This window comes from Streptomyces angustmyceticus (assembly GCF_019933235.1).
GTDB classification, from domain to species: domain Bacteria; phylum Actinomycetota; class Actinomycetes; order Streptomycetales; family Streptomycetaceae; genus Streptomyces; species Streptomyces angustmyceticus.
On sequence record NZ_CP082945.1, the window covers coordinates 3,448,233 to 3,463,095 of the forward strand.

Annotated in this window: 12 protein-coding genes; 5 read left to right on the top strand and 7 right to left on the bottom strand. The window is 72.6% G+C overall.

The window, feature by feature from the left end; all coding sequences use genetic code 11:
* The first annotated feature begins 31 nt into the window (after window positions 1–31).
* Window positions 32–1,408, top strand: coding sequence for an LmeA family phospholipid-binding protein (locus K7396_RS15430; protein ID WP_086721422.1), 1,377 nt, complete (start codon window positions 32–34; stop codon window positions 1,406–1,408).
* Window positions 1,409–1,503: 95 nt separating this feature from the next.
* Here K7396_RS15430 and K7396_RS15435 read toward each other — a convergent pair whose 3' ends face one another.
* The 7 genes from K7396_RS15435 to K7396_RS15465 form a co-directional block, all read right to left on the bottom strand.
* On the bottom strand, window positions 1,504–3,000 hold the full coding sequence (locus tag K7396_RS15435; RefSeq protein ID WP_223659989.1) for a HAMP domain-containing sensor histidine kinase: 1,497 nt from the start codon (window positions 2,998–3,000) through the stop codon (window positions 1,504–1,506).
* Window positions 2,997–3,734, bottom strand: a complete 738-nt coding sequence (locus K7396_RS15440) for a response regulator transcription factor (RefSeq protein WP_152104747.1) — start codon at window positions 3,732–3,734, stop codon at window positions 2,997–2,999. The genes K7396_RS15435 and K7396_RS15440 overlap by 4 nt, the downstream gene beginning before the upstream one ends.
* A gap of 113 nt (window positions 3,735–3,847) precedes the next feature.
* Window positions 3,848–4,912: a S1C family serine protease gene (locus K7396_RS15445; RefSeq protein WP_086721082.1), complete on the bottom strand. Its 1,065-nt coding sequence runs from the start codon at window positions 4,910–4,912 to the stop codon at window positions 3,848–3,850.
* A gap of 117 nt (window positions 4,913–5,029) precedes the next feature.
* Window positions 5,030–6,055 (bottom strand): LacI family DNA-binding transcriptional regulator, encoded by a 1,026-nt coding sequence (locus K7396_RS15450; RefSeq protein ID WP_086721083.1) that lies wholly within the window; start codon window positions 6,053–6,055, stop codon window positions 5,030–5,032.
* 79 nt (window positions 6,056–6,134) lie between these two features.
* On the bottom strand, window positions 6,135–6,983 hold the full coding sequence (locus K7396_RS15455) for a response regulator transcription factor (protein WP_086721084.1): 849 nt from the start codon (window positions 6,981–6,983) through the stop codon (window positions 6,135–6,137).
* Window positions 6,984–8,007: 1,024 nt separating this feature from the next.
* Window positions 8,008–9,903, bottom strand: coding sequence for an ABC transporter ATP-binding protein (locus K7396_RS15460; RefSeq protein ID WP_152105264.1), 1,896 nt, complete (start codon window positions 9,901–9,903; stop codon window positions 8,008–8,010).
* A 101-nt stretch (window positions 9,904–10,004) separates the two neighbouring features.
* Window positions 10,005–11,738: an ABC transporter ATP-binding protein gene (locus K7396_RS15465; protein ID WP_086718479.1), complete on the bottom strand. Its 1,734-nt coding sequence runs from the start codon at window positions 11,736–11,738 to the stop codon at window positions 10,005–10,007.
* Between the two features lie 205 nt (window positions 11,739–11,943).
* Between K7396_RS15465 and K7396_RS15470 the strand changes: the two genes are divergently transcribed.
* The 4 genes from K7396_RS15470 to K7396_RS35960 all read left to right on the top strand — a co-directional run bounded on the left by K7396_RS15470 (window position 11,944) and on the right by K7396_RS35960 (window position 14,797).
* Complete coding sequence (locus K7396_RS15470) at window positions 11,944–12,189, top strand: MoaD/ThiS family protein (RefSeq protein WP_040900257.1); 246 nt, start codon at window positions 11,944–11,946, stop codon at window positions 12,187–12,189.
* A gap of 10 nt (window positions 12,190–12,199) precedes the next feature.
* The gene (locus K7396_RS15475; protein ID WP_086718478.1) at window positions 12,200–13,588 is read left to right on the top strand and encodes a hypothetical protein; all 1,389 of its coding nucleotides are present in this window, start codon (window positions 12,200–12,202) and stop codon (window positions 13,586–13,588) included.
* Between the two features lie 176 nt (window positions 13,589–13,764).
* Entirely contained in the window at window positions 13,765–14,466 is a 702-nt protein-coding gene (locus K7396_RS15480) for an LmeA family phospholipid-binding protein (protein ID WP_167392771.1), read from the top strand.
* Window positions 14,467–14,689: 223 nt separating this feature from the next.
* Window positions 14,690–14,797, top strand: a complete 108-nt coding sequence (locus tag K7396_RS35960; protein ID WP_350252853.1) for a putative leader peptide — start codon at window positions 14,690–14,692, stop codon at window positions 14,795–14,797.
* Window positions 14,798–14,863: the final 66 nt, after the last annotated feature.

Sequence of the window (14,863 nt, forward strand, 5' to 3'; positions counted from 1 at the left end):
TCGAGGGTCCCGCCCGTGGTGGGATGGACGGATGCGAACCCCCACACGCATACCTGCGTCCCCGCCCTCGCCGACCGGCCGGCACCACGCCGCCGACGCGACGGGCGACCCGGACGACTCCACCGGGGACACCAGAACACTCGGCACGGTCAACCCGTATGCGGACCTGGCGGCGCTCGCCGACCCCGAACCGGAGCCGGAGACCGACGCGTTCGACGCCGCGGGCACGCCCTTCCGGCGCACCTACCTCAACGAGCGCGACGACAGCGACGACCCGCTGGGCCTCGGCCTGCGCTCGGACGACGAGGCCGACGGCGAAGCCTGGAAGCCGCCGAACCACCGCCGCAAGAAGCGCGGCCTGGGCCGGTTCGCCGCCATCCCGCTCGCTCTGAAGCTGCTGGTCACCGTCCTGGTCGGCGTCTCGTTCCTGACCCTCTTCGACCGGTTCGCGGTGCTGTACGCGCAGAACAAGACCGCGGAGAAGGTGAAGGACGCGCTGCATCTGAACGCCACTCCCGAGGTCGACATCGAGGGGTTCCCGTTCCTCACCCAGGTCCTGGGCAAGCGCGTCGACCAGGTGAAGGTCACGATCCCCGACGTCGCCGCCGACCGGGTCTCGCTGGCGAAGTTCGAGGCCACCGCGCACGACGTGCGCATCGACGGCGACCTGCCCAGCTCCATCAAGGGCGCCACGATCGGCCGTATGGACGGCAGCGTGCTGCTCGCCTTCGACGACATGAACCGCGAACTGGGCGCCTCGCAGGTGAAGTTCAGCGAGATGGGGTCCAACGCGGTGCGCGCGGTCGGCCAGTTGCCGATCGCCGGCCACGACCTGCGCGTACGGGCCGAGGCGCGCATCCAGCGGGCCGGTGACCGCGGTATCTCCACCAACATCAGCCGGATGCGCCTGGACATCGGCGACATCGCCGTCTACCGCCCCGGCACCGGCAAGGAGGAGGGCCTGCGGCTGACCCGCAAGACCGCCGCCGAGCTGAGCCGGCAGGCCGAGAAGGTCAAGGCGATGCTCAGCATCCCGGCGATCGTCGACCGCATCGGCATCCCCAAGCCCTACATCCAGGAGGCGCTGAGCAGCGAGGAGAAGCTCCACGAGCTGACCGGCTCGCCGCGCTTCATCCAGAAGCTGATGAAGGTCAATCTCGTCGACGTGGTCGCGGACCACCCGTGGCTGCTGCAGAAGGTCGGCATCGACCCGAAGATCCTCGGCACGCTCACCGGCCTCACCAAGCCGCAGCTCGCCGACCAGCTGTCGCTGTCCTTCCAGCTCCCCAAGACGCCCGGGGACGTCCGGCTGCGGCACATCTCCGTCGAGCGGGACGGCATCCGCGCCGAACTCTCGGGGAAGAACCTGCCGTTCGGGGACGCGGCGAAGAAGCAGAAGGAGAAGTAGCGGGCCCGCCGGGGCACACCGGCGGAGCGCACCGCAAGGGGCGGCGTCTTGGGGGACGCCGCCCCTGCTGCGTCTCCGGTCCCGCGGGGCTGCGTCTACGGTCCCCCGGGCGGGCCCGGCGGCCTCGGCGGCGGCTGCGGCATCCCCGGGGGCGGCGTCGCGGCGCCCGGCAGCGTCAGCACCGCCTCCGTGCCGCCGACGTCGGCGGACCGCAGCCGCACCGCGCCGCCCGCCGCCTGTGCCGTACGCGCCACGATCGACAGCCCCAGGCCGCTGCCCGGCAGGCTCCGCGCGGACGGCGAGCGCCAGAACCGTTCGAAGACGTGCGGCAGTTCGTCCTGCGGGATACCGGGGCCGTGATCGCGCACGGTCAGCTCGCCGTGCGCCAGGCGGACCTCGACGGTGCCGCCGGGCGGGCTGAACTTCACCGCGTTGTCCAGCAGGTTCACCACCGCCCGCTCCAGCGCGGCGGGCTCGGCCCGGACGTACCAGGGGGCGAGGTCCGCCTCGACTCTCAGCGACGGGCCGCGCAGCCGGGCCCGCTCCAGCGCCGAGCCGACGATCTCGTGCAGCGCCACGACCTCGACGACGCTGTGCCCCGGCGCCGGCGGCCGCGACAGCTCCTGCAAGTCGCCGATCAACGCCGCCAGCTCCCCCATCTGTGCCTTCACCGAGGCCAGCAGCGCCTCCTTGTCGGCGGGCGGGATCGGCCGGCCGGACCGCTCGCTGCGCACCAGCAGATCGATGTTGGTGCGCAGCGACGTCAGCGGCGTGCGCAGCTCATGGCCCGCGTCCGCGATCAGCTGCTGCTGGAGGTCGCGGGACGCGGCCAGCGCGGCGGTCATGGAGTTGAAGGAGCGGGAGAGCCGGGCGATCTCGTCGTCGCCGTCGGCCGGGATGCGGATGGCCAGGTCCTCGGTGCGGGCGACGTGCTCGACGGCGTCGGTCAGCCGGTCCACCGGCTTGAGGCCGGAGCGCGCGATGACCAGCCCCGCCGTGCCGGCGCCCACGACGCCCAGCCCGGCCACCGCCGCCAGCAGCAGCGCGAGCCGGTTCAGCGCGCTGTCGATCTCGGTCAGCGGCCGCGAGATCGACACCGCGAACTGCACGCCCTCGACCCCGATGTGCTTGGTCAGCACCCGCACGTCCGTGCCCTCGGTGGTGACGGCGTCGTGCAGGGTGTCGCGCTGCACGCCCTGCGCCACCGCGACGTCCGCGCGCTGCACCTGCACCGGCTGGGAGTTGGGCCCGATGCAGCGCGAGCCGTCGACCTGGACGATCTGGACGTTGTAGTACGACGGCGGGGCGTTCTTGCTCTCGGCGGGGTCGGTGGGCCGGCAGCTGGCGTACGTCGCCTGCAGATACTGCGGCAGGACGCTGACGTTGTTCAGCGAGCTGTCCACCTCGTCGCGCAGCTGGGCCCGGGTCAGCAGCCAGCAGGCCAGCGCGGAGACCGCCACCGCCACCGCCACCGCCACCGCGGTGAGCAGGGTCAGCCGCGAGCGCAGCGGCAGCCGCGCGATCCGGGCGCCGAGCCGGCTCTGCGCGGGGCCCGTGCCGCCCGTCGGCCGCGCGTGGGTCGGGTCGGTCATTCGGCACCGCCGTCCGTGCGCAGGACGTAGCCGACCCCCCGCACGGTGTGCACCAGCCGCGGCTCGCCGCCCGCTTCCGTCTTGCGGCGCAGATACATCACGTACACATCGAGGGAGTTGGAGGTGGGTTCGAAGTCGAAGCCCCATACGGCCTTCAGGATCTGCTCCCGGGTGAGGACCTGCCGCGGATGCGCGAGGAACATCTCCAGCAGGGTGAACTCGGTACGGGTCAGCTCGACATGGCGGCCGCCCCGGATCACCTCGCGGGTCGCCAGGTCCATCCGCAGGTCGGCGAAGCTCAGCGTCTCGCCCTCCTCGGGCGGGGCGCCGGCCGCCGCCGCGTAGGAGCTGCGGCGCAGCAGGGCACGGATCCGGGCGAGCAGCTCGTCCAGCTCGAAGGGCTTGACGAGGTAGTCGTCGGCGCCGGCGTCCAGGCCCGTGACCCGGTCCCCGACCGTGTCACGGGCGGTCAGCATCAGGATCGGCACCCGCACCCCGCTCGCCCGCAGCCTGCGGGCGGCGGTCAGCCCGTCCATCCGGGGCATCAGCACGTCCAGGACGATCAGCTCCGGGTCGTAGGCGGCGACCTTCTCGACCGCGTCCAGCCCGTCCACCGCCTGCTCGGTGACGTACCCCTCGAAGACCAGCGAACGCTGCAGGGCCTCCCGGACCGCGGGCTCGTCGTCGACGATCAGGATGCGGGCGGGATGGTCATCGTGCTCGGCGGGGCTCATGCGCGACTACCTCGGGTGGGATACGGAACGGCCGGTGCCCAGCCTTGCACGGCGGCGGGCGGCGGGACGGGGTGACGCGGAGGATCGCACTCCCGGGCCGGCCGGGCGTCCGGTCAGACGCCGCTGTTGCTGCCGTCGCTCCCGCCGTCGCGCAGCGTGTCGAGGTCGGCCTTGACGGTGTTGATCGGGATGGCGAAGCCGAGGCCGACGCTGCCCGCCGAGCTGCTCGACGCCGAACTCGGCGAGTACATCGCGGAGTTGATGCCGACGATCTGCCCCTGCATATTGATCAGGGCGCCACCGGAGTTGCCCGGGTTGAGCGAGGCGTCGGTCTGGATGGCCTTGTACGAGGTCTTCGACGAGCCGGTGTCCCCGTTGTACTGGTTCCCGCCGAACTCGAACGGCCAGCCCCCGCCGTCGCCCGGACCGCCCTGGCCCTGGTCCTGCCCCCGCCCGTCCTCCTTGGGGACGGTGACGTCCCGGTTGAGGGCGGAGACGATACCGCTGGTCACGGACCCGGTGAGCCCCTCGGGCGAGCCGATCGCCACCACCTGGTCGCCGACCGCGATCTTGTCGGAGTCGCCGAGCGAGGCCGCGGTCAGGCCCTTGGCGCCGCGCACCTTGACCAGCGCCAGGTCCTTGCCGGGGTCGGTGCCGGTGACCTCGGCCGTCTTCCGGCTGCCGTCGCTGAAGGTGACGGTGACCGTGCGCGCCCCGGACACCACGTGGTTGTTGGTGACGATCTCGCCGCTGCTGGTGACCACCACACCCGAGCCGGTGGACTCCCCGCCGCCGGTGCGCGCCTTGATCTCCACGATCGCCGGGCTGACCGCCTTGGCCACCCCCGAGACACCGCTGCCGCTGCTCTTGCCCGCGTTGACCAGCGGAGTGGAGGGGCCGCTCGACGCCGACTGGGAGGTGGCGTCGGCGATCAGCGCCGCGCTGCCCCCGCCGATGAGACCCGAGGCGAGTGCCACGGCCGCGATCAGTGCGACCGGCCGGCGGGCCCGGCGCCGTGACCCGGGTGCGTACCCGGGCGGCGGGGGGAAAGCCTGCTCCCCCGCGCCGGGGGCGCCGGGGCCCGCTGTATGGCCGTGCTGCCGGCCGTAGTGGTCGCCGTACCCGAACGGCCCGTCCTGGGGCATCTCATCGCCGCTGCGGCGGTAGCTCTCGGTCATGGGAACAACTCTTCCGCCGGTCCATGAGAGCAGCGTGAGAACGCCCTGAGAGACCCGACAGAACCGTATATGCCCGGTATAAAGACGGCCCGGCCGGCGGACGGGGGAACGCCTCCGTCAGCCGCCGCAGCCGCAGGACCGCCGCACCACCAGCCGCGACGGGAACTGCCGCAGCCGCTCCCGCCGGGAGCCGACCACCCGCAGCCCGTCGTCCAGCACCAGGTCCACCGCGGCCCGCGCCATCGCCTGACGGTCCGAGGCGACCGTCGTCAGCGGCGGATCGGTCAGCCCGGCTTCCTTCACGTCGTCGAAGCCCGCGACCGCCAGCTCGCCCGGCACGTCGATCCGCAGCTCACGGGCCGCCCGCAGCACCCCGATCGCCTGGTCGTCGGTCGCGCACATCAGGGCCGGCGGCCGGTCCGGGCCCGCCAGCAGCTTCAACGCGACCTGGTAGGCGTCGTAGCGGTTGTACGGCGCCTGGAAGTAGCGCCCGTCCGTCGTCTTCCCGGACTCCAGCATGGCCCGCCGCCAGCCCTCGACGTGGTCGGTGACCGGGTCGCCGGACTTCGGGGTCTCCTCCGTACCGCCCAGGAACGCGACGTACGGATGGCCGTGCTCCAGCAGGTGCCGGGTCGCCAGCTGCGCGCCCCAGATGTCGTCCGTCATCACCGCGACGTCGTCGATGGCGTCCGGCCGCCGGTGCAGCAGCACCACCCGGGCGTCCCAGGCGTCGATCTCGGCGGCGGCGTGCTCGCTGGGCCCCTGGCTGATCAGGATCAGCCCGGACACCCGCATCCCGAGGAACGCGCGCAGGTAGTGCACCTCACGCTCGTCCAGATAGTTCGCGTTGCCGACCAGGACCATCTTCCCGCGCTCGGCGGCGGCCTGTTCGACGGCGTGCGCCATCTCCGCGAAGAACGGCTGCCGGGTGTCCGGCACGATCAGACCTATGAGGTCGGTACGGCGCGACGCCATCGCCTGCGCGACCCGGTCCGGGCGGTAGCCCAGCTCCTTGATCGCGGCGAGTACCCGCTCGCGCGTGGCCGGGGCGACCGGCCGTGGTCCGTTGTTGATGACGTAACTGACAACGGCGGTGGACGTACCCGCCAGTCTTGCCACATCATCCCGCGTCACCTTGGCCACGCGCGGCAGTCTACGCGGGTGGTGCAAGAGCGTGTGCGGCAGTTCACCGCGGGTTCACGGCCTGCCGCACCTCGCGTCCCTACCGGCGTCCGGCCCGCACACCCGGGGCGTCCGCCCCCGCGGCGACCGCCTTCCCCGGGCCGTCACCGCTCCCGGCCCCGCGCCCCTCGGCCGGCTCCGCGCCCGCGGCGGGCTTCGCCGCCTTCGCCGCCTTCGCCGCGTCCTCCTTGGCCTTGGCCTCCGCCGCGCGCTCCACCTTCTCCGGCGTCACGAAGCGGTAGCCGACGTTGCGGACCGTGCCGATCAGCGACTCGTGCTCGGGCCCGAGCTTCGCCCGCAGCCGCCGGACGTGCACATCGACCGTCCGCGTACCGCCGAAGTAGTCGTAGCCCCACACCTCCTGCAGGAGCTGGGCACGGGTGAAGACCCGGCCCGGGTGCTGCGCCAGGTACTTCAGCAGCTCGAACTCCTTGAAGGTCAGGTCCAGGACCCGACCCTTCAGCTTCGCGCTGTACGTCGCCTCGTCCACCGAGAGATCACCGTTGCGGATCTCCATCGGGCTGTCGTCGGTCGAGATCTGCTGGCGGCCCATCGCCAGCCGCAGCCGCGCCTCCACCTCGGCGGGCCCCGCGGTGTCCAGCAGGACGTCGTCGACGCCCCAGTCCGCGGTGACGGCGGCGAGTCCGCCCTCGGTCACCACCAGCACCAGCGGACAGCCGGGCCCCGTGGACCGCAGCAGCTGGCACAGCGAGCGGACGTGCGGAAGGTCGCGGCGGCCGTCGATCAGTATGACGTCGGCGCCTGGAGTGTCGATGAGAGCCGGTCCCTCGGCCGGAGCCACCCGCACGCTGTGCAGCAGCAGGCCGAGCGCGGGGAGCACCTCCGTCGACGGCTGGAGTGCGTTGGTCAGCAACAGGAGTGAACTCACTTGCGACCACCTACCCGCTTCCCGGGGTGTTCCATCCTCCGCTGCTGCGTCCGGTCCTGCCTGCTTCGCTCGCCCATGACGTCTGGTTCCTCCTCGGTCCCTGCGACGGGGCTCCCGGCCACGGCCGGGGGAGTCTGCGGCACTGCTTCGTACGGTTCCCTCAGCCGCGCGACGGGTGCGGCTGAAAGCACAAAAGGACCCGGGGGCTACGCTGCCCGGATCCTTCTTGCCCAGCAGGATAGCTCACGCGGCGGCTCGACCGGAGGTCGGTTCGCGGCTTCTTGTGTTCTGTCGATCACGTCGGGTGGCGAATCCGGCCATGGGCCGAGCCCCGACGATGCCCCCGACCCGGGCGCGGCTCGGGCCCCCCGATCCCCCGTCCGAAGGGGATCCGGCCGGTCGGCCGGTGGTTCTGCGACGGGCCTCGCCAAGGGCCTCGCGGGCGTGGCGGGCGTCCGCGCAAAACTTCTTGGGGTGTTCCACGATGTGGACTGGCTTCCCACGTTTTCGGCTTTCCCGCCGTGGTGGTTGCTCGCCGTGTTTCGCCCCGCTGCGCGGGTGCGCCCTCCGTGGCGCCTGCGGCGGGCGGTGCCGCTGCGCGGGGCGTTTCGGGTGCCGGTGCCGGGCCTCCGCGGGTGGGGTGCCGGACTGCTTCGCTTTACGTCCGGCACCCCACCCGCTCCGGCCCGTCCCCTCCCGTTGAGGGGAGGGAAAGAAGGCCGGTGGGGGTGGATCTGGGCGGTCCGGTGCGCGTTGTGGACGTGGAAAAGCGGCCGTGGACATCGGGAAATGGCTGCGGCGCAGGGAATCGGCTGTGATCGACGCCCGCACCCACTCACGATCACTTCACTCACTCACGGGAGGGGACGGGCCGGAGGGGCAGGGGTGTGGGACGTAAAGCGAAGCAGTCCCACACCCCTGCCCCTCCGGCCCGTCACCGCACCCACAGCCCCGCGCAGCGGACCCCGCCCGCCGCAGGCGAACCAAGAGAAACCCCCACGGCGGGACAGCCGAAAACGCCGGATCAGTCGGTGATCGCAGCGGAGAATTGCGCGGCATAGAGCCGCGCATACGCCCCGCCGGACGCCAACAGCGCCCCATGGGCGCCCTGTTCGACGATGGCGCCGTTTTCCATCACCAGGATGACGTCCGCGTCGCGGATCGTGGAGAGGCGGTGGGCGATGACGAAGCTGGTGCGGCCGGTGCGGAGTTGGGCCATGGCGTGCTGGATGAGGACCTCGGTGCGGGTGTCGACCGAGCTGGTGGCCTCGTCGAGGACGAGGATCGCGGGTTCGGCGAGGAAGGCGCGGGCGATGGTGATCAGCTGCTTCTCGCCGACGGAGACATTGCCGCCCTCGTCGTCGAGAACCGTGTCGTAGCCGTCCGGCAGGGTGCGGACGAAGCGGTCGACGTGGGTGGCGCGGGCGGCCGCCACGATCTTGTCCATGGGGGTGCCCGCGGGGGCTCCGTAGGCGATGTTCTCGGCGATGGTGCCGCCGAAGAGCCAGGTGTCCTGGAGAACCATGCCGATGTGGGAGCGCAGTTCCTCGCGCGACATCGCCGCGATGTCGGTGCCGTCGAGGGTGATGCGGCCGCCGCGCACCTCGTAGAAGCGCATCAGGAGGTTGACGAGGGTGGTCTTGCCGGCGCCGGTCGGGCCGACGATGGCCACGGTCTGGCCGGGGTGGACGGCCAGGGACAGGTTCTCGATGAGCGGCTTGTCGGCGGCGTAGCGGAAGGAGACGTCCTCGAAGGCGACCCGGCCCTCGACGCGGTCGGGCCGGGCGGGGTGTTCGGCGTCGGGGGCCTGCTCCTCGGCGTCGAGGAGTTCGAAGACCCGCTCGGCGGAGGCGACTCCGGACTGGACGAGGTTGGCCATCGAGGCGACCTGGGTGAGCGGCTGGCTGAACTGCCGGGAGTACTGGACGAAGGCCTGGACGTCGCCGATGGACAGGGCGCCGGAGGCGACGCGGAGGCCGCCGACGACGGCCACGAGGACGTAGTTGAGGTTGCCGATGAACATCATCGCGGGCTGGATGATCCCGGAGATGAACTGGGCCTTGAACCCGGCGGCGTAGAGGGCCTCGTTCTGTTCGCGGAACAGCTCGGCGGACTCCCGCCGGCGGCCGAAGACCTTCACCAGGCTGTGGCCGGTGTACATCTCCTCGATGTGTGCGTTGAGCTTGCCGGTGGTCTTCCACTGCTGGACGAACTGGGGCTGGGCGCGCTTGCCGACCTTGGTGGCGACGACGACCGAGACCGGGACCGTGACCAGGGCGACCAGCGCCAGCAGCCACGAGATCCAGAACATCACGACGAGCACCCCGACGATGGTCAGCAGCGAGGCCACGATCTGGCTGAGGGTCTGCTGCAGCGTCTGCTGGATGTTGTCGATGTCGTTGGTGGCGCGGGAGAGGACCTCGCCGCGCTGCTGCTTGTCGAAGTAGCTCAGCGGGAGCCGGGCGAGCTTCTCCTCGACCTGTTCGCGCAGGCGGAAGACCGTGCGCTGGACGACGCGGGTGGCGATCCTGGCCTGGACGAAGCCGAACAGGGAGGCGCCCGCGTAGATCAGGGCGACCCAGAGCAGGACCTGGCCGACGGCACCGAAGTCGATGCCGTGGCCGGGGGTGACCGGCATCGCGTTGATCATGTCGGCGAGCCCGCCCTCGCCGTGCGCGCGCAGCTGGGCCGCGGCCTGCTCCTTGGTGACGCCGGCGGGCAGCCGGCGGCCGATGACGCCGGAGACGATCAGGTCGGTGGCGTGGCCGAGGACCTTGGGGCCGACGACCGTGAGCGTCACGCTGAGCGCGCCCAGCGCCAGCGCGACGAGCATGACGCCGCGCTCGGGCCGCATCCGGGCCAGGAGCCGGGTGCCGGAGCCCTTGAAGTCCATGGACTTCTCGGTGGGCTGGCCGCCCATGAACCGGCCGGGCCCGGCCGCGGGGGCGGGCCCTCGGGGCGGGGCCGGGCGGGGTGTTCCCCCGGCGGTCGCGGGGGCCGCGCCGCTCTTGTCCGCGGTGGTCACGCCGCCTCCTGCTCGGTGAGCTGGGAGAGCACGATCTCCCGGTAGGTCTCGTTGCCGGCCATCAGCTCGGCATGGGTGCCGGTGCCGACGACCCGGCCCTCGTCGAGGACCACGATCCGGTCGGCGCCGCGGATCGTGGCGACCCGCTGGGCGACGATCACCACCGTCGCGCGGTCGGTCTCGCGGGCCAGCGCGGCGCGCAGTGCCGCGTCCGTCGCGTAGTCCAGGGCGGAGAAGGAGTCGTCGAAGAGGTAGATCTCGGGGCGCCGCACCAGGGCGCGGGCGATGGCCAGCCGCTGGCGCTGACCGCCGGAGACGTTGCCGCCGCCCTGGGCGATGGGCGCGTCGAGGCCGCCTTCCATCCGCTCGACGAAGTCGCGTGCCTGGGCGGTCTCCAGGGCGTGCCACAGCTCGTCGTCGGTGGCGTCGGGGTTGCCGTAGCGCAGGTTGGTGGCGACGGTGCCGGAGAAGAGGTACGGCTTCTGCGGGACCAGGCCGATGGCTTTGGCCAGGGTCTCCTGGTCGAGGGTGCGGACGTCCTCGCCGTCGACCAGGACCGCGCCGCCGGTCGCGTCGAAGAGGCGGGGGACGAGCCCGAGGAGGGTGGACTTGCCGCTGCCGGTCGAGCCGATGACGGCAGTGGTCTCGCCGGGGCGGGCGGTGAGCGAGATGTCCTTGAGGACCGGCTGCTCGGCGCCGGGGAAGCGGAACTCGACGCCGCGCAGCTCCAGTTCGCCGTGGCGGCGGAGTTCGGTGACGGGGTCCTTCGGCGGGATGACGCTGGAGTCGGTCGCCAGCACCTCCTGGATGCGTTCGGCGCAGACCTCGGCGCGCGGCAGCATCATCACCATGAAGGTCGCCATCATGATCGACATCAGGATGTACATGAGGTAGCTGAGGAACGCCGTGAGCGCGCCGATCTGCATCGACCCGCTGTCGATGCGCAGCCCGCCGAACCAGACGACGGCCACGCTGGAGAGGTTCACGATCAGCATGACCAGCGGGAACATCATCGACATCAGCCGGCCGGCGCGCAGCGAGATCTCGTAGAGGTCGGTGTTGGCCCCGGCGAACCGCTCGCGCTCGTGCCGGTCGCGGACGAAGGCGCGGATGACGCGGATGCCGGTGATCTGCTCGCGCAGCACGCGGTTGACGGTGTCGATGCGCTCCTGCATCCCGCGGAACAGCGGACGCATCCGGCGCACGACCAGTGAGACGAGGATCCCGAGGACCGGGACGATGACCAGGAGGAGGCCGGACAGCGGCACGTCCTGGTTGAGCGCCATGACGACGCCGCCGACGCACATGATCGGCGCCGAGACCATCATCGTGAACGTCATCAGGACCAGCATCTGGACCTGCTGGACGTCGTTGGTGGTGCGGGTGATCAGCGACGGCGCGCCGAACGCGCCCACCTCGCGGGCGGAGAAGGACTGCACCCGGTCGAACACCGCGGCCCGGACGTCCCGGCCCAGCGCCATGGCCGTACGGGCACCGAAGTAGACGGCGCCGATCGCGCAGACGACCTGCAGGAGGGTGACGGCGGCCATGAATCCGCCGACGCCGAGGATGTAGCCCGTGTCCCCCTTCACGACACCGTTGTCGATGACGTCGGCGTTGAGGGTGGGCAGGTAGAGGGTTGCCAGGGTCTGGATCAGCTGGAGCAGCACGATCACGGATATCGAGCGCCTGTGGGGCCGCAAATGCGCCCGCGCGAGTCGGACCAACACGCATTGAGCCTAGGCGAACACTTGCCCTCGGCAATCGATTTTCCGGTGTCCGCCCCGTACGGCCGGGAGCCTTTCCCGCAATGCGCCCGGAGCCGGCCCGCCCGCCGCGTAGGCCATCATGGAGGCGGCAACGACGGGGCCCGCTCCCACGGGGCGTCCCCCCGACCGACACGACGAAGAGGCCGCCGTGACAACAACTGGCACCGTGCGCTACTGGGCCGCGGCCAAGGCCGCCGCCGGCACGGCAGAGGAGCCCTACGCGGCGGCGACGCTCGCCGAGGCGCTCGACGCGGCGCGGACGGCACATGCCGCGAACCCCGAGTTCGCGCGCGTCCTGCTGCGCTGCTCGTTCCTGGTGGACGGCGATCCGGTCGGCACCCGCGACCACGGGGCGGTGCCGCTGGCCGAGGGCGGCACCGTCGAGGTCCTGCCGCCGTTCGCGGGAGGGTGAACACACGAGCATGAGCGACAACCAGCCGCAGCACCGCAATCCGTACGAGCCGCACGACCCCTACGCACAGCAGCCGCCGTACGGCCGGCCGGCCCGGCAGGCCCCGCAGCCGCCGTACGGGCAGCAGGCACCGTACGAGCACCGGGCGCCCTACGGGCAGCAGCAGCCGTACGGTCAGCAGCCCGCCCAGGGGCCGCAGCAGGCGTACGGTCAGCAGCCGTCCTACGGGCAGCAGGCCCACGACTCCGCCGCCGCGCAGCAGCCGGGAGCCGAGCCGTACGGGTACGGCCGGCAGCACGGCCAGGCCGGACAACCCGGCCAGCACGGCCAGCACGGCCCCGGCCGGCCGGGGCCCGACCCGTACGGGCGGGACCCCTACGGGCGCGGCCCGTACGGCTACGAGACCTACGGGCAGCAGCCGCACCGGCAGCCGCCGCCCCAGCAGCAGCCGCGCCCGGCCCACGGCCAGGACGCCCACGGCGCCCCGCACCCCGCGGACACCGCGCCGCTGCCCGTCCAGCACCAGACCGCCCGCGCGGCCGACGAGCCGTACGCCCGCCGGCACCCGCAGCAGACCGGGCCGGGTCCCGCCGCGCCGGCCTCCGCCGGAGCCGTCTCCGCCGCGTCGGTCTCCTCCGCGCCGCTCGCGCCCAACCAGCGGGCCCGTGCCGAGGGCCGCTCGCCGATCATCCCGCCCGGCATCCAGCCGGCCGCGCTGACCGCCGGGCTCGCCCTGCTGCTGGCGCTGACCGCGCCGCTGGGCCGCCCGGTGCTGGCCGTGCCGGTGGCGCTGCTGCAGGCCGTCACCGCCGCCGGCTGGTTCCGGCTCAACGGCATGTGGCCGGCCCGCCAGGGCATCGCGCTCGCCTTCCTGGGCGGCCTGACCACCGATGTCGCGCTGCTGGCAACGGACCGCGAGAGCGCGCCGCTGGTCGGCATCGGCACGCTCGGGGTGTGGTGCCTGCTCGTCCTCGTCCTCCAGCTGCGCAACCGCAGCAGCGCCGACGAGCGGATGTACGCGCTGACCGCGGGGCTGACCTCGTCCGCGCTCGCGGTGCTCGCGGCCGGCCACCTCGCGGCGAGCCCGCACGCGGTGGTGGTCGGCGCCTGTGCGGTCGCGGTGGCCACCCTCGCCCGCGCGCTGCCGCTGCCGCCGGCCGCCTCGATCGGTGTCTGTCTGGTGGCCGCGGCGGGCGCCGGTATCGCGGCCGGGCAGCTGACCGGCCTCGGCGCGTCCGGCGCGCTGCTGGGCCTGGCCGCCGGCGGCTGCGCCCTGATCGGCCTGCGGGTGGCCAGCTACGACTACCCGTCCCGCTTCGTCCACATGACGGCGGGCGTGGCCCTGCCGCTGGCCCTGGCCGCCCCCGCGGTCTACGTCCTGGGCCGGACGCTGGGCTAGCCCCGCGCGAAGCCGCGAGCGACACCGGGCGGGGGGCGCCGGAAGCGCCTCTGGCGCGTTCCGGCGGCCGCCGCTCCCGCTTCCGCGAGCACGTCGTCTAGGCTCCCCCGGAACGCAGGCAGGGGGCCTGCTCGGACGCGGCCGGGATCCGGCCCAGGTGTGGGGGAAGTGGTTCGATGCGCGCACTTCGTGTGCTGGTGATTCTCGTCGTCATATTCGGCGGGCTGTTCGTCGCCGCCGACCGGGTGGCGGTGAATCTGGCCGAGGACATGGCCGCGGACAAGATCCGCAGCAGCCAGGGGCTCGACAAGGCCCCGGTGGTCTCGATCAAGGGCTTCCCGTTCCTGACCCAGGTCGCCGGCCGCAGCCTCCAGGAGGTGGACGCCGACCTCGGGGGCATCGAGGCCCGCGCCCAGGGGCACGCGCTGCGCATCGACGAGCTGTCGGCGCAGTTCCACGACGTGGCGCTGAGCAGCGACTACACCTCCATCGAGAGCGCCGCCTCGGCCACCGGCAACGCCCGGATCAACTACGCCGACCTGACCCGGGCGGCGGGCGGCGGCGTCAAGATCGGCTACGGCGGGCAGAAGGACGGCCGCAGCCAGGTCAAGATCTCGCCGAACGTCCCGGTGCTCAGCTCGCTGGACGTGACCGGCTCCATCACCATCGTGGGCGGCGACACCGTCCGGCTGCGCGCCGACGGGCTCCCCGCGATGTGCCGGGCCGTCCCCGGCTGTGAGGCCAAGGTCCGCGCCCAGACCGACCACGACTGGAAGCTGGACCAGCTGCCCGGCAACCTGAAGCTGGAGCAGGTCGTGACCACCTCCGAGGGCCTGTCGATCTCCGCCGCCGGCAAGGACGTCAAGCTCCCCGGCTGACCGGACGGCCGCGGCGGGCCGCCCCACCGGTCCGCCGCACCCGTCCCGCGTCCATTCCCTGAGACACCCCGGTCCGTACGCCAGACCCCCCACCGGCGCACGGCCCTCCGGGACCCGCGGGCGCCTGCCCCGGAGGCACACCGATCCCACAATGCGGACAAACGCGTCTCGCCATTCGACACGCCGGTGACACGCCCCGCTCCACGTCCCTACGATCGGTGCCATGCAGAGCTCATTGAGCGGTCTCCGACCCCGGGGACGTGCGGTACTGACGAAGCGGCGGGCAGTCGACCTGTGCCGCGTCGCCGCCATGCTCTGTCGCCCTGTCTGACGGGCCGTTTCCCTCCCGTCGTTCCCCCAGGCCGGCCTCCCCGAGGCCGCCGCCCCGCGTCCCGGC